This window comes from Euzebyales bacterium (assembly GCA_035461305.1).
GTDB lineage: Bacteria > Actinomycetota > Nitriliruptoria > Euzebyales > JAHELV01 > JAHELV01.
Window position 1 is genome coordinate 1 of sequence record DATHVN010000010.1, and the last position, 15260, is coordinate 15260.

General features: G+C 70.1%; 15 protein-coding genes and 1 pseudogene. 9 read left to right on the plus strand and 7 right to left on the minus strand.

Going from position 1 to position 15260, the window contains the following annotated elements:
- A partial coding sequence (locus VK923_00935) for a 3-keto-5-aminohexanoate cleavage protein (GenBank protein HSJ43231.1) occupies window positions 1-563 on the minus strand: 563 nt, incomplete at its 3' end.
- A gap of 85 nt (window positions 564-648) precedes the next feature.
- On the opposite strand from VK923_00935, the gene VK923_00940 reads away from it, so the two are divergent.
- The 5 genes from VK923_00940 to VK923_00960 all read left to right on the plus strand — a co-directional run bounded on the left by VK923_00940 (window position 649) and on the right by VK923_00960 (window position 5097).
- Window positions 649-1434, plus strand: coding sequence for an IclR family transcriptional regulator (locus VK923_00940; protein HSJ43232.1), 786 nt, complete (start codon window positions 649-651; stop codon window positions 1432-1434).
- Window positions 1435-1706: 272 nt separating this feature from the next.
- The gene (locus VK923_00945; protein ID HSJ43233.1) at window positions 1707-2021 is read left to right on the plus strand and encodes a hypothetical protein; all 315 of its coding nucleotides are present in this window, start codon (window positions 1707-1709) and stop codon (window positions 2019-2021) included.
- A gap of 91 nt (window positions 2022-2112) precedes the next feature.
- Complete coding sequence (locus VK923_00950) at window positions 2113-2307, plus strand: M15 family metallopeptidase (GenBank protein HSJ43234.1); 195 nt, start codon at window positions 2113-2115, stop codon at window positions 2305-2307.
- Window positions 2308-2392: 85 nt separating this feature from the next.
- Window positions 2393-4030, plus strand: a complete 1638-nt coding sequence (locus tag VK923_00955) for an AMP-binding protein (GenBank protein ID HSJ43235.1) — start codon at window positions 2393-2395, stop codon at window positions 4028-4030.
- 35 nt (window positions 4031-4065) lie between these two features.
- Entirely contained in the window at window positions 4066-5097 is a 1032-nt protein-coding gene (locus tag VK923_00960) for an alpha/beta hydrolase-fold protein (GenBank protein ID HSJ43236.1), read from the plus strand.
- A gap of 192 nt (window positions 5098-5289) precedes the next feature.
- Here VK923_00960 and VK923_00965 read toward each other — a convergent pair whose 3' ends face one another.
- From VK923_00965 to VK923_00975, 3 genes are all read right to left on the minus strand, one after another.
- On the minus strand, window positions 5290-6219 hold the full coding sequence (locus tag VK923_00965; protein ID HSJ43237.1) for an aldo/keto reductase: 930 nt from the start codon (window positions 6217-6219) through the stop codon (window positions 5290-5292).
- 217 nt (window positions 6220-6436) lie between these two features.
- Window positions 6437-8020: an NAD(P)/FAD-dependent oxidoreductase gene (locus tag VK923_00970; GenBank protein HSJ43238.1), complete on the minus strand. Its 1584-nt coding sequence runs from the start codon at window positions 8018-8020 to the stop codon at window positions 6437-6439.
- Window positions 8021-8236: 216 nt separating this feature from the next.
- Window positions 8237-8815, minus strand: coding sequence for a YceI family protein (locus VK923_00975; protein ID HSJ43239.1), 579 nt, complete (start codon window positions 8813-8815; stop codon window positions 8237-8239).
- Between the two features lie 84 nt (window positions 8816-8899).
- Here VK923_00975 and VK923_00980 point away from each other — a divergent pair, with 84 nt between their 5' ends.
- Together VK923_00980 and VK923_00985 are read left to right on the plus strand one after the other, a co-directional pair.
- On the plus strand, window positions 8900-9499 hold the full coding sequence (locus VK923_00980; GenBank protein HSJ43240.1) for a TetR/AcrR family transcriptional regulator: 600 nt from the start codon (window positions 8900-8902) through the stop codon (window positions 9497-9499).
- 176 nt (window positions 9500-9675) lie between these two features.
- Window positions 9676-10083, plus strand: a complete 408-nt coding sequence (locus VK923_00985; protein ID HSJ43241.1) for a GNAT family N-acetyltransferase — start codon at window positions 9676-9678, stop codon at window positions 10081-10083.
- A gap of 21 nt (window positions 10084-10104) precedes the next feature.
- Here the strand turns inward: VK923_00985 and VK923_00990 are convergent, their stop codons facing one another.
- From VK923_00990 to VK923_01000, 3 genes and pseudogenes are all read right to left on the minus strand, one after another.
- The gene (locus VK923_00990) at window positions 10105-10344 is read right to left on the minus strand and encodes a cation-translocating P-type ATPase C-terminal domain-containing protein (protein ID HSJ43242.1); all 240 of its coding nucleotides are present in this window, start codon (window positions 10342-10344) and stop codon (window positions 10105-10107) included.
- A complete protein-coding gene (locus VK923_00995; protein ID HSJ43243.1) occupies window positions 10341-10610 on the minus strand; it encodes a cation-translocating P-type ATPase C-terminal domain-containing protein in 270 nt (89 codons plus the stop codon). Before VK923_00995 ends, VK923_00990 begins: the two co-directional genes overlap by 4 nt.
- 211 nt (window positions 10611-10821) lie before the next feature.
- Window positions 10822-11178 (minus strand): annotated as a pseudogene (locus VK923_01000) (cation-transporting P-type ATPase).
- A gap of 276 nt (window positions 11179-11454) precedes the next feature.
- Here VK923_01000 and VK923_01005 point away from each other — a divergent pair.
- The gene (locus VK923_01005) at window positions 11455-13089 is read left to right on the plus strand and encodes a carboxyl transferase domain-containing protein (protein ID HSJ43244.1); all 1635 of its coding nucleotides are present in this window, start codon (window positions 11455-11457) and stop codon (window positions 13087-13089) included.
- Window positions 13086-15068 carry a biotin carboxylase N-terminal domain-containing protein gene (locus VK923_01010; protein HSJ43245.1) on the plus strand — a complete coding sequence of 661 codons (1983 nt, stop codon included), beginning with the start codon at window positions 13086-13088 and terminating at the stop codon, window positions 15066-15068. Before VK923_01005 ends, VK923_01010 begins: the two co-directional genes overlap by 4 nt.
- Window positions 15069-15260 lie beyond the last annotated feature (192 nt).

A 15260-nucleotide genomic window follows, 5' to 3' on the forward strand; every position in this document is an offset into this window, starting at 1 on the left:
TCGGCGAAGTACGCCAGCGTGTACAGGTGCCCGATGTCGTACGCCTCGAACTCGAAGCGGCAACCGGTCTCGTCGGCCAGCGTGGTCAGCATGTACTCGATGTCGGAGAACCGGCTGATGAACGGCTCGTGGCGGGTCGACTCGAGGTACGGCTCCTCCCAGTCGTGCTTCCACCGGCCCTCGTAGCGGGGGATCATCTGGAACAGCCCGTAGTTCATCGACCCGAGGTTGCAGGTCGCCAGCTCGGGCTCGAGCTCGCGGATGACCTGCAGGCGCTCGTCGACCGACTGGCCGGTGCCCCCACCGGTGGTCAGCGACAGGGTCGCGTCGCAGCGCGCCTTGATGCCGGAGCAGTACTCCCGGAACAGCCCGGGGTCGGCCGAGGGCCGGCCGTCGCGAGGGTCACGCGCGTGGAGGTGGATGACCGCCGCACCGGCGTCGGCGGCGGCGACCGACTGCTCCACCATCTCGTCGACCGTCACCGGCATGTCCGTATTCATCGTGGGGGTGTGGGCACTGCCCGTCACGGCGCAGGTGACGATCACGGATCCGTCGGGCCGCATGGCAGCTCCTCGGCAATATTCCGTAGTACAGAGCATTCTGTATGATGGAATCAGCGTAGTCGATGCGTACGTAGGGGGTCAACAGGTGGCACAGCACGTCCAGTCGGTGCTGCGGGCGTTCGACGTCCTGCGGACGCTGGCCGCCGACGACGCGGCCGTGTCCCTGGCCGACGTGGCGGAGCGCGCAGGGCTGCCCGCGAGCACGACCAGCCGGCTGCTCACGACGCTCGAGTCGATCGCGGTCGTCAGCCGCGGTCCGAGCCGTGGGACATGGATGCCCGGCCCCGGTCTCGCTGCGCTCACTGGGCCCGCACACTCGGTCTCGCACCTCCTCGGGATCGCCCACCCGTACCTGCAGGAGCTCGTGGACCGGTTCGGCGAGGACGCGGCGCTGGCCGTCGAGGACGGGTTCGACCTGATCTACGCTGACCAGGCACACAGTCCCAGCGCGGTCGGCGTGCCGGACTGGACGGGTCGGCGGTTCGCGCCGCACACGGTCGCCGGCGGCTTCGTCATCATGGCCTGCTGGCCGGAGCGGAAGCTCGTCGACTACCTGGCTCGCGGGCCGGCGCCCTCCACGGATCGCACGCTCACCAATCCACACGCGATCCGCGCGCGACTGGCTGAGGTCCGTCGACGGGGGTACGGCTGGGCGTCAGGTGAGTGGGTCGATGGCGTCAGCGCGGTCGCCGCGCCCGTCCTGACCGCCGACGGGCACCTGCTCGCGACGCTGAACGTGTTCGGCCCCTCGTTCCGCTTCCCCGACCAGCGCAGCCGGGACGGCATCGGACAGGAGCTGCGGGAGGTCTGCGCACGGCTCGGTCGCGCGATGGCGGGCCGAGCGCGCGACGATGGGACCCGCCGGCCGTGAGCCCGTACGCGCGGGGAGTGGTCTGCGCCGACTGGTCGACCTCGTCAGCGGGACCACCCGCGACGCGTTCAGTCCCCGCCGGGCGGTCCGCCGCGACCAGATGGCGATGATGACGCGGATGCTGACCGCGGCGGCCGTGCAGCCGCGACGCCCTTCACCGACGTCGGCGACGGCGCACTGCGACGCGATCCACAGTCGTCGCCGCCCTCGAGGTCATCGACGCTGCCGGCGACACGTTCAGGCCACGCGCGCGGATCACACGCGGCGGCATCGTGACCTGGCTCGTGCGCCTCGCGGACGTGCCCGGCGTGACCGTCGTCGACGCCCCCCGACGCGTTCGCCGACGACGGCACACTCGTCGAGGACACTGCCACCGGGCGGCCGCTCTCCGCCTGGTCCGCGGTCACGCCGACGGCACCTTCCGCGCCAGCGAACTCGTGCGCCGCGACCAGGCCGGCTCCCTGTCGCGCCTGGTCCGCGCGCTGGTGCACCGATGGTTGCTCCAGGACCGTCCGATCCCGCCGTTTGCAGCGCCCCGCGCGCCGCTGCCCGGCGAGATGCGCCGGCAGATGACCGGGTCGACGTGACGCTCCGGCTGTCCCGTCGCCTCGTGACCTCGTGCTGCTGCGGGTCACGCACCGGGACCACACGGCGACTCCACGGCGGGGGTGCCTCATCGTGGCGCGGTCGATCGCCGCGAAGGTCGCCGGCGTCTTCGAGCGGCTGCACGGCGCGCGGTTCCAGATCCGCAGGATGCGCCCGGTCCACACCTACGACGGCGTCGTCGCCGCCGTCGACGACATCGGCGGGGGGTGGGGCGGCCGCTGGCGCGGCCTCAAGGACGACCACCACTTCTCAGCCACCGGGCGCTGAGTCCCGGTCCTCGATGAAGGATTGAGGTCGGGCTCGCTGATGCATGATCCACGTTGGGCGGACGAGCCGAGGGGAGCCGACCAGCATGGCCGACGACGTCATGAACATGACCGACTATGACGAGACGCGCGCGACGTTCTCGCTCGAGGTGCCGGACCGGTTCAACTACACGCGCGACGTGATCGACGACTGGGCAGCGCGTGAGCCCGACCGGCTCGCCCTGATCGCCGTCGAGGCCGATGGCCACACGTCTCGGCACCTGTCGTTCGGCGACCTCAGCCATCGGGCCGACCGCACCGCGGCGTTCCTCGCTTCGCTCGACGTCGGTCCCGGCGACCGCGTCTTCGTCATGCTGCCGCGCGTCGTCGAGTGGTACGACGTGCTTCTGGGCTCCTTCAAGCTCGGCGCCGTGCCGATGCCGGCCACCACGCAGTTGCAGCCCAACGACATCGCCTACCGCATCGAGCGCTCGCAGGCCGCCATCGCGGTCGCTGACGCCGCCGGTGCCGACAAGCTCGACGTCGCCCGCGAACGCTGCACCGACCTCGCGCATCTGATCACGACCGGCGAGGCGCACGGCGACTGGGAGGCACTGGCTCAGGGTGTCGCGGGCCCGCACGACGAGGTCACCGCGCACGACACCGCGTCCGACGACCCACTGCTGCTGTACTTCACCTCGGGCACGACTGGCCACCCGAAGATGGTGCTGCACACCCACGCCTCCTATGGCATCGGCCACGAGATCACAGCACGCTTCTGGCACGACCTGCGACCCGACGACGTCCACTGGACGGTCAGCGACACCGGCTGGGCGAAGGCCGCGTGGGGCAAGCTGTTCGGTCAGTGGTCGTTGGGCTGCGCGGTGCTGATGTGGAACCCGCAGGGCCGTCCCGACTTCGGCGTGATGGTGGGCATGCTGGCCGAGCACGGGGTGACCACGTTCTGCGCGCCGCCGACGATCTACCGCGCCCTCGTGCAGCTCGACCTGTCGCAGTACGACCTCTCCACGCTGCGCCACTGCACCGCCGCCGGCGAGCCACTGAACCCCGAGACGTTCAACGCCTGGCGCGACGCCACGGGCACCGAGATCCACGACGGCTACGGCCAGACCGAGACCGTCAACATCGTGGCGAACTACCGGTGCCTGCCGATCAAGCCCGGTTCGATGGGCAGGCCAACGCCGGGGTTCGACATCGCCGTCGTGGACGACGACCTCACCGTGCTGGGACCCGGTGGCGAGGGTCAGATCGCCGTCCGGGTCAGTCCCGAGCGCCCCGTCGGGTTGTTCGCCGGCTATTGGCACGACGACGAGGCGACCGCGGCGTCCTTCCGTGGCGACTGGTACCTCACGGGCGACCGCGCCCACGTCGATGAGGACGGTTACTTCTGGTTCGTCTCCCGCGACGACGACATCATCATCTCGGCGGGCTACCGAATCGGACCGTTCGAGGTCGAATCCGCGATCATCGAGCATCCCGTTGTCGCCGAGACCGCGGTGATCGGCGTCCCGGACCGCGACCGCGGCCAGGTCGTCAAGGCGTTCGTGGTGCTCGCTGCCGACCACGAGCCGTCCGACGAGCTGGCCACCGCGATCCAGGACCACGTCAAGTCGGTGACCGCACCCTACAAGTACCCGCGGCACGTCGAGTTCGTCGACGAGCTGCCCAAGACGGTGTCGGGCAAGGTCCGTCGCGTCGAGTTGCGCGAGGGCGCCCGCGCGTGAACACCGCTGCCCGCCTGATCGGATCGGACCTTTCCATGCACGACGTCCATGCGCCGTGGGGACGCGAGCTGCGGTGCACCCTCGACGAGCACGAGATCACCAGCACCGCGCTGCACGCCAACCCGCTCGGCGACCCGCCGACCCGTGCGCTGTGGGTCCTGACGCCCCCGCACGTCGCCGCCGACCAGCCGACGCCGGTCATCTACCTGATCCAGGGATTCACCGGTCACATCGGCATGTGGACCTACCGCGCCAACCTGCGCGAGAGCGCGCTCGAGCGCATCGACGCCGCGCTGGCGGAACCCGACCACCCACCGGTCCGACTGGTGTTCGTCGACTGCTTCACATCGCTGGGTGGCAGCCAGTTCGTGGATTCGCCGGCGGTCGGTGCCTACCACACGTACCTGTGCGACGAGGTCGTCGGGTTCGTCGACGACAACTGCCCGACGTTGGCCGCTGCGGCGCACCGCGGGATCGCGGGCAAGTCATCGGGTGGGTACGGCGCGATGATCACACCGATGCTGCGGCCGGACCTGTTCGGTGGGCTGGCGACGCACGCCGGCGACGCGCTGTTCGAGGCGTGCTTCGGCGGTGACTTCCGCGTGATCGCGCGAACGCTGCGCGACCACTACGGCGGATCGTGGGACGTCTTCTGGGAGGACTGGCGCTCCCGCCCGCACGGTACCGGACCCGAGGACGACACGATCATCAACGCGTGGGCGATGGCCGCGTGCTGGTCCGCGGATCCCGACGGGACGGTCAACCTGCCGTTCGACGTCGACACCGGCAGGATCGTCGACGACGTCTGGCAGCGCTGGCTCGACTGGGACCCCGTGCGCATGGTGCCGGGCAACGCAGACGCGCTCCGCGGGTTGCGAGCGATCTGGATCGATGCGGGCACGCGGGACCAGTTCTGGCTCGACCTGGGTGCGATGGCGTTCCGCGAAGCGCTGACCGACATCGGTGTGACACCGACCCAGTTCGGGCTGTTCGACGCCACCCACTCGGGCATCGAGTACCGCTATCCGCTGGCCGTCCGCCACCTGGCCGAGCGCCTGCAGCCCTGACGACGGCGCGAAGCGGCGCACTGTGGGGACGTCAGGCCGGCTCCGTGTTGGGGCGCGTCCCCGCTGGTCGTCGGCGGCGCACTGTGGGGACGTCAGCCGACTCCGTGTTGGGGCGCGTCCCCGCCGGTCGTCGGCGGCGCACTGTGGGAAGTCAGGCCGACTCCGTGTTGGGGCGCGTCCCCAGAGGGGGCGTCAGGCCATGATGTCGTCGATGCGCTCGAGCACGTCGTCGTCGAGCAGCTCGAGCACGTCGAGTGCCTCGAGGTTCTCGTGGACTTGATCGACGCGGCTCGCGCCGGTTATCACGGTCGATACGTTCGGATGCGACGCGCACCACGCGATCGACAGCTGCGCCAACGTGCAGCCGAGTTCGTCGGCGAGATTCCGCAGCTCCCGGACCTTGGCGTTGGACTCGGGGTCGGTCACGTACTCGCGTAGCCAGTCGTAGCCCTCCAGCGTCGCACGGCTGCCCTCGGGCACCCCGTCGATGTACTTGCCGGTCAGCCACCCGGACGCCAGCGGACTCCACGTCGTCAGCCCGAGCCCGATGTCCTCGTACAGCCGCGCGTAGTCGACCTCGACCCTGTCGCGGACGATCAGGTTGTACTGGGGCTGCTCCATGAGCGGCTTGTGCAGGTGGTGGCGGTCGGCGATGTCGTACGCCGCGCGGATCTCGTCGGCAGACCACTCCGACGTTCCCCAGTAGTGGGCATAGCCCGCGCTGATGATGTCGCTCATCGCCCAGACCGTTTCCTCGATCGGCGTATCCGGGTCGGGGTGGTGGCAGTAGACGAGGTCGAGGTGCTCGAGCCCCAGGCGCTCCAGGGACGGCTCGATCGCCTCGAGCAGGTACTTGCGGTTCAGCGTGTGGGAGGAGTTCACGCCGCCGTGGATGCCCATCATGAACTTCGACGAGATCACGTACGAGTGCCGCTCCCACCCGAGGTTGGCGATGATGTCGCCCATGATCTGCTCCGACTTGCCGCCCGCGTAGACCTCGGCGTTGTCGAAGAAGTTGACGCCCGCCTCGTACGCCGCTTCCATGCACGCGGCACCCGACTCGACGTCGAGCTGGTCACCGAACGACACCCACGACCCGAACGACAGCACGCTGAGCTGCAACCCGAGCGCCCGAGCCGGCGATAGCTCATCTCAACCATGTGAAGCGCTCCCTCCTTACGACTCCGTCGCGACCGCGGACGGTGATCAGAAGCCTCGCCGGCCGGGCGCGGACGCAAACGGCGATGCCGTCGCCCGCCCCGGGATACGCCGACCCCGGTCGTCGCCGGATCCGAACGCCGGCTCGGATGTCAAGCAGGGCGCCGACCGTGAGCGGCGGCTACACCCTGCCGCCCATCCGGCTGACGACGTGGTTGGCGGCGAGTCGGCCGGTCTCGGCCGCCCCGTTCATGAACCCGTACCACAGGTCGCTGAAGTGCTCGCCGGCGAACACCAGGTTGCGGAACGCCACGCTGAGCTCGTTCTCGATCCAGAAGTACGCGCCGTAGGTGGTCAGCTCGCCAGGTCCGAAGTTGACGTATGCACCGCGGGTGAACGGCTCGTTGGCCCAGTCCGTGGCGAGGTGGAACCCGGTGTACTTCGGCCTGGTGCCCTCGATGATCTGGTCGAAGCGGCGCACCAGCTGGTCGGCGTCGGGTCGCTTCGCCACCTCTGCGCCGCCGAAGAAGAACGTGAGCGCGCCGTCATTGCGGTCGTCCTGCCGCTGTGTGCCGTCCCACGCGGCCGAGTATCCCTGGTCGGTCCACAGGCCGTTGACGAACCCCTCCGGGCTTCGCCACAGTCTGTGCTGGTAGCCGACGAACGTCTTCTCGTTGCGCCCCAGGTCGACGTCGAGCATGTATCGGCGAAACTGCGCGGGAAGCGTGACGACCCAGTCGATTGTCTTCAGCAGCGAGACGGGGATGGCGATGATCACGGCGTCGACCTCGATCATCTCACCGTCGGCGAACGTCAGCATGTAGGTGGACATGCGGTCCTCGACCCGCGTGAGCACCCGGCCGAGCCGCACCGGCACATCGAGGGCCGCGGCCATCGCCCGTGGCAGCCGCCCGACGCCGCCCTCCACGACGTACCGCTCGTCGCTGTAGCCGAGGACCTCCACGTGTTCCCCGTCGACCACCGGCAGCAGGAACAGCAACTGGAGCGCGGACGACTGCCGGGGCTCGACACCGTACTCGGTCCGAATCGCGTTCTCCATGAGCGTCCGGGCGAACGGTGCGCCGATCTTGTCCTTGTGCTGATCGAGGTACTGCGTGACGGAGAGCGCGTCGAACTTGGACGCCCATTTGCTCCAGTTCTGGTCGAGCAACGCCGCGTCGTCGGTGATCTGCCTCGCCAGTAGGCGGAGCGCGTCCGCGACGTCGGCCTCCGGGATCCGACGGTCCCCGAAGAAGAAGGCGTCGGTCGGATACGGCACGCTCTCGGCGTCGTCGATCCGATCGAACAGCTGCAGGTTGAACCGTTTGAGCAGGTGCAGCATGTCGGCGTGGTCGCTGTTGACGAACGACCCGCCAAGGTCGAGCACATAGCCGGGGCCGGCTGCAACCGAGTGGCATCGGCCGCCGACACGATCCCGGGCCTCGTACAGCGTCGCCTGGTACCCGAGGTCCTGCAGTCGAAGCGCCGCGGTGAGGCCGGCGAGGCCCGCGCCAACGACGGCGATCCTGGCATCTGCCTGTGCCAGGGCGTCATCGGCCAGCGCGGCGCGTGCGAGCGTCCCGCCACTGCCGACCGTCAGACCGGTCGCGGCGGCTGCGGCCGCACCGGCCATGAGGAACTGCCGCCGGGAGATCATTGTGCCCGGACGTACAACGGCCGCCGGGTGCCCGGCGGCCTCGAGATTGCGCTGTCGTGCCACCTGCAGTGCGTGGATCAGCGACCTGAACTGCGGTGTGCGTGCCATCGACCACCCCCGACTGCCATCTCGCCTGCATAGCTAGCTAGTTCATAGAGGCCATATGCGGTATGGATGAGTGACCCACTACAACCATGCCAGAGGATGTCCCTTCGGACAAGGGGGACATGTACTTCAGGACAGGTACGCCTCGCCCGTCACAACACCGACCGCGCAAAGAGGTCCCGGCCGGAGCCGGGACCTCGTCGATGCCGTCGTGGACCGCTACTGGACGTCGCCGGTGTCCGTGATGAACTGCGCGTCGATGTCGATACTGACCTTGCTGCCGACCAGGATGCCGCCCAGCTCCTGCGGCCCCTCCCAGGTCAGACCGAAGTCGTGGCGCGTGATCGACGTGGTGGCCTCGAAGGCCGCGCGCCGACCGGGCCCCAGCGGGTTGTCCATGACGCCGAGGAACTCGACGTCGAGCGTGACCGGCCGCGTCGTGCCCCGGATGGTGAGCTCACCGTCCATCTTCCAGTCCTCGCCGTCACCGTATACCCGCGTGCTGCGGAACGTCAGCTCAGGGTGGTTCTCGATGTCCAGGAAGTCCGCGGACTTCAGGTGGGCGTCGCGGTCCGGCTGGTTGGTGCTGATGCTCGACGCGTCGATGGTCACCTCGACGTGTGATTCCGTGGGATCGTCGCCGATCGTCAGCGTGCCGTCGAGCGTGTCGAAACGCCCGCGGACCTTCGACATGCCCAGGTGTCGCGCCGAGAAGTTCGCGCTCGTGTGCGCGGTGTCGACGTGCCACGTTCCCGACTTCGGGAGCTGTTCGGTACCGACTGTCGGCGTTGTGCTCATTGCGTGGACCCTTTGTTGGATCGCCCTTGCGGGTAGAATAACCGGACCGAAGTCCGCTTAAACCAAGTACGGACCGGAGTCCGTTTGTCAACCGACCGGCACCTGCCGATCGCAGGCCAGCACCCACCGGAGCGCACCGACGCCGCGCGCAACCGCGTGCGGATCCTCGCGGCTGCGCGCGGACTCCTGCGCACGCACACGCCCTGCGACGTGTCGATCGACGAGATCGCGGCCGCCGCGGGGGTCGGCAAGGGCACGATCTACCGACGGTTCGGCGACCGCGGCCGGCTGATGCAGGCATTGCTGGATGAACGCGAGGAGGCTTTCCAGGCCGCGGTGTTGTCGGGCGATCCGCCGCTCGGGCCTGGCGCCGCCGCGGGCGAGCGGCTGGAGGCGTTCCTCTGCGCGCTCGTCGATCAGCTCGAGGAGGCCGGCGACCTGCTGGCCGAGGTCGAGACGGGCCAGCAGTGGTGGACCAGCCCGCCGCAGCGCTTCCGGCGGCTGCACGTCAGGGTGCTCCTCGCCGAGGCGCGGCCAGACCTCGATGCCGACCCCCTCGCCGAGACGCTGCTCGCCCCGCTGACCGCCGACACGTACCATCACCTGCGCAGGACCGCCGGTTACTCCACCGAGCGGGTCAAGGAGGCGACGCGCACGCTGACCGCCGGCCTGCTCCGCGCCTGATCGCTCGTACCAACGATTTCTGCTTCTTGTGAGCGGTGCCGACCGAGATGACGACGTCTCCGAAGTGACCATCTGGCCCGGGATGTCGCCGGGTTGCAGGCGTTCACGCACACCCGGATCCTTACGACATGGATCTCGTGCTGCACGACATCGCCTAACGCGGCGCCGACGCGACCGTGCTGATTGAGGAGGTGCAGCAGGAATACGTCGCGCGCTACGGAGGCCGTGACGAGACGCCCGTCGCCGACGATGAGTTCGCCCCACCGGGGGGTGCCTTCGTGGTGGTTCTCGTCGACGGCACGCCGATCGGCTGCGGTGGTCTGCGCCGCCACGACGACGATGTCGTGGAGATCAAGCACAGGTACGTCCGCCGCGCGCACCGCCGGAACGGGCACGGTCGGCGGCTGCCCGACGCGCTCGAGGAGCGCGCCCGCGCTCTGGGCTACGCCCGTGTCATCCTCGAGACGGGCACGGCCCAACCCGAGGCGCTCGCCCTGTACGCCAGCGCCGGGTACACACCCATCGCGCCGTACAGCCACCATCGCTGCTCACCACGGTCACGCTGCTCCGCCAAGGACCTGTGACGGCGCCTCGCGTCGCTCCGATCAGTCGCGTTCGGTCCCACCGCCCGCCCGAACGACCGCCTTCCGCAGCTCCTCGACGACGAGGACCGTCACCGCCACGGCGGCCGCCAGGCCCCATTGGCCGGGCGTGAGCGCCGTCGTGTCGAAGATCGACTGCAGGAACGGCACGTGGACCGCGGCGACCTGCAGGACCACGACGCCGGCAAGCGCGTACAGCAGGCGGTGGTTGGCGAGGCTGTGCCGTCCCAGTGCCGTGGTCACGTCGTCGCGGGCGTTGAACGGTTGACCACCTGGTAGAGGACGAACGTCGTGAACGCCAGCGTGCCCGCGAGTACGCGGTCGCCGGTCGCGCCCAGGACGTTCGCCTGCACCCCTAGGGTCCCGACGGCCATGACCACACCAACGAACAGCAGCAGACCGACCCGACCCGCGTCGAGGACCTGGGCGTCCGGATCGCGCGGTGGTCGTTCCATGACGTCGGGGTCCGGCGGGTCGACCCCCAGTGCGAGCGCCGGCGGCCTGTCCATGATCAGGTTGAGCGGCGAGCAGACACCGCTGCAGCAGCAGCTCGGCCGGGTGACGACCGACCTCGGTCGCCATGCCCCGTCTCGGTCACGACCATCTCGGCATGACCGAGCGCGACCGTCGTGTTCATGAACAGGCGGTTGGAGCGCTCGGCGAGCGGGACGTCGGCTGCGACGGGGTCAATGGCCTTGTTGACCGCCGCGGACTCGCCCGTCAGCGCCGACTCCTCGACGGACACGCCGCGGGCAGCCACCAGCCGGCCGTCGGCGGGGACCCGGTCACCCGACCACAACAGCACGACGTCGCCCGGTACGAGCTCCGACCGTCGACGTCCACCTCGTGGCCGCCGCGGCGCACGCGCGCGCGGAACAACAGCATCGACCGCAGCGCCGACATCGACGACTGCGCCTGCCGCTCCTGGTCTAAGCCGATGCCGGCGGTGAGCAGCAGGAGCACGCCGATGACGATCCAGTCCTTGACGTCGCCGACCGGGCCGGCGACCACCGCGGCGCTCAGCAGGATCATCACGAGCGGGTCCGCGAACTGTTCCGCGAGCAGCGTCCACCAGGGCGTCTCCCTCGGACTCCTCGATGACGTTCTCGCCGTGCTCCGCTCGGCGACGGTCGACGTCGTTGGGACCCGGTCCCTGGTCCGGGTCGACGTTCAGCCGCGCGCAGACGTCGTCGACGTCGAGCGCGTGCCACGGACCTGCGTCGCGGTGTCCGGTGGTGACCGTATCGCTCATCTGGGCGTGTCTCTCTGCTGGGCACGACGAAGGATGCACCGCGCGCGCGAGGGCGGCGGCAGCCGCCCATCGTCGCGTACCGCGGACCGCCTGCTGGTCCGATGCCCTACGCTGACGGCATGCGCGCCGGAACCGTCCTGTCGTCCGCTGCGGACCCCGGGTCCGACCGCTTCGCGTCGTACGCGGCGACGCACCGGCGGCTGGTTGACGACCTGCGGCGCCAGCTGGCGGTCACGGCCGAGGGCGGTGGGAGACGCGCGCGCGAGCGTCACGTCGAGCGCGGCAAGCTGCTGCCCCGCGACCGGGTCGACGCGCTGGTTGACCCCGGCTCGCCGTTCCTGGAGCTGTCGGCGCTCGCGGCACACGGAATGTACGACGACGCCGCACCGGCGGCCGGGCTGATCACCGGTGTGGGCCGGGTCAGCGGTCGCGAGGTCTTGATCGTCGCCAACGACGCGACGGTCAAAGGCGGCACCTACTTCCCCGTCACAGTCAAGAAGCACCTGCGGGCGCAACGCGTGGCGATGGAGAACCGCCTGCCGTGCGTCTACCTCGTCGACTCCGGCGGCGCCTACCTGCCACTGCAGGACGAGGTGTTCCCCGACAGGGACCACTTCGGCAGGATCTTCCACAACCAGGCCGTCATGTCGAAGGCGGGCATCCCGCAGATCGCCGCCGTGCTGGGCAGCTGTACGGCGGGTGGCGCGTACGTGCCGGCGATGAGCGACGAGACCGTCATCGTGCGCGAGCAGGGCACGATCTTCCTAGGTGGACCACCGCTGGTGAAGGCCGCCACCGGAGAGGAGGTGTCGGCCGAGGAGCTCGGCGGCGGCCATGTGCACGCGCACGAGTCCGGCGTCGTCGACCACCTCGCCGACGACGACGCTCACGCCCTGGCGATCGTGCGCTCGATCGTGGCAACCCTCGGGCCGCGGCCGGCACCACCATGGGACGTCGTACCACCTGAGGAACCGACGGTCGACACGGCCGGGCTGTACGGCGTCGTGCCGCCCGACAACCGCACCAGCTACGACGTCCGTGAGGTGATCGCCCGCATCGTCGACGCCAGCCTCTTCCACGAGTTCAAGGCCCGCTACGGCGAGACCCTTGTCTGCGGATTCGCGAGGATCCACGGCCACCCGGTGGGGATCGTCGCGAACAACGGCGTGCTGTTCAGCTCGTCGGCGCTGAAGGGCGCGCACTTCGTCGAGCTGTGCGACCAGCGCGGCGTGCCGCTGGTGTTCCTGCAGAACATCACCGGGTTCATGGTCGGCCGGGACTACGAAGCGGGCGGCATCGCCAAGGACGGCGCCAAGATGGTCATGGCGGTCGCCTGCACCCGGGTGCCGAAGTTGACAGTGGTCATCGGTGGGTCCTTCGGCGCGGGCAACTACGCGATGGCCGGTCGTGCGTACGACCCCCGGTTCGTGTGGATGTGGCCCAACGCGCGCATCTCGGTCATGGGTGGGGAGCAGGCCGCGACCGTGCTCGCCACCGTCCGCCGCGACCGCATCGAGGCCGACGGCAGGGCCTGGTCGGACGAGGACGAGGCTGCGTTCAAGAACCCGATCCGCGAGCAGTACGAGGCGCAGGGGCACCCGTACCATGCCACGGCCCGGCTGTGGGACGACGGCGTGATCGACCCGCTCGACACCCGGATGGTTCTCGGCCTCGGGCTGGCGACGTGCGCGAACGCACCGTTGGACCCGGCGGGCTTCGGGGTGTTCCGCATGTGAGCGGGACCGTGGCCTTCGAGGCTGTGCTGGTCGCCAACCGTGGCGAGATCGCGGTGCGGATCATCCGTACCCTCCGGCGCATGGGCATCGCCGCGGTCGCCGTGTTCAGCGACGCCGACAGCGGCGCGCCACACGTCAGGATGGCTGACGTCGCCGTCCGCCTGGGCCCGGCGTCACCGGCCGAGAGCTACCTCCACGTCGACCGGGTGGTCGCCGCGGCGTGCTCGACCGGTGCCACCGCACTGCATCCGGGCTACGGGTTCCTGTCGGAGCAAGTGCGGCTGGCGCGCGCGTGCGCCGACGCCGGCGTGGTGTTCATCGGCCCGCCGGCGACGGCGATCGAGACCATGGCCGACAAGGCGCGCGCCAGGCAGGTGATGCGCGCCGCCGGCGTGCCCGTCGTGCCGGGGACCGACGCCGGCGACCTCGACGACGACGCGCTGATCGCCGCTGCCGCCCGGATCGGGGCGCCGCTCATGGTCAAGCCCGTCGCGGGTGGCGGCGGCAAGGGCATGGCGGTGGTGTCCGACACGGCCGACCTGCGCGACGCGATACGCGCGGCACGGCGGCAGGCCGCCGCCGCGTTCGGCGACGACCGCGTCCTGCTCGAGCGGTTTGTCGAACGCCCCCGCCACATCGAGGTGCAGGTCCTCGCCGACGAGCACGGCACGACCCTGCACCTCGGCGAGCGTGAGTGCAGCCTGCAGCGCCGCCACCAGAAGATCGTCGAGGAGGCGCCATCGCCACTGCTCGACACCGACACGCGGGCGGCGATCGCGGCGAGCGCGGTCGCGGCGGCCGAGGCGTGCGGCTACCGCGGCGCCGGCACGGTCGAGTTCATCGTGTCCGCCGACCGGCCAGACGCGTTCTGGTTCCTCGAGATGAACACGCGCCTTCAGGTCGAGCACCCCGTGACCGAGGAGGTGTTCGGCCTCGACCTCGTGGAGTGGCAGGTCCGTGTCGCCGCCGGTGCCGCGCTGCGGTGGGCCCAGGACGATCTGACGCCGGACGGCCATGCCGTCGAGGCGCGCGTGTACGCGGAGGATCCGGACCGAGGGTTCCTGCCGACCGGCGGGACGGTGCTGGCGTACCGCGAGGCCGACGGCGAGGGTGTGCGGGTCGACAGCGGCATCGTGACGGGCACGCAGGTCCCAGGCGTGTACGACCCGCTGCTGGCGAAGGTCATCGCCCACGCACCGGATCGCCCGGCGGCCCTGCGCAGGCTCGACCGCGCCCTGGCCGAGACGACAGTGCTCGGCATGCAGACGACCACCGGCCTCCTGCGCCGCCTGCTCACGTTGGACGAGGTGCAGGCCGGTGCGCTGGACACCGGTCTCGTTGAACGCCACCTCGATGACCTGCGCGCCGGGCCACCTCCAGACGACGTGCTGGTCGCGGTCGCGATGGGACGGCTGGCCGCGCGTGCGGCGACCGCAGGAACTAGCACGTTCGACGCCGTCGGCGGATGGCGCATCGGCGAGCACGCCTGGACCACCCTCCGCGTGACGGGTGGTGAGCGCATCGCGACGGTGCGGGTGCGCGGGACGCCCGACGCCGCTGAGGTCCGCATCGACGGCGGCGATGCCGTCGCGGCCCGCGCCACACTGGACGGCGTGGACCTCGAGGTCGGCTGGGGCGGTCGTGGCTGCCGGTACGTGTTCGCCGAAACCGACAGCACCGCCTGGATCGGACGTGACGGCGACGCGTGGATGCTGCGCGAGCAGGAGGCCCTGGCCGCGGCGCGCCGCTCTGCGACGCCCGGCGGTCCGGTCGTGGCGCCGATGCCCGGCACGGTGACGGCGGTGAACGTCACCGACGGCGAGGCCGTCACTGCGGGCCAGACCCTGCTGGTGCTCGAGGCCATGAAGATGGAGCACCGCATCACCGCACCGACCGACGGCACGGTGCACGGCCTGTCGGTGCGCGCAGGCGACCAGGTCGAGATCGACCGCGATCTCCTGGTGGTGACGCCTTCCTGACGCTCGTCGCGGTGGGAAGCGGACGTCGCGGTGGGAAGCGGACGTCGCGGTGGGGAGCGGACGTCGCGGTGGGGCGCGTCCGTCGTGCCTGACCGAACAATGACCACCACCCCGAAGTTCAGCACCAGAGGTGGTCCAGCGAAGTTCGGGTGGTGCTCAGATACCGAGTGGTGGTCAGATACCGGGTGGTGG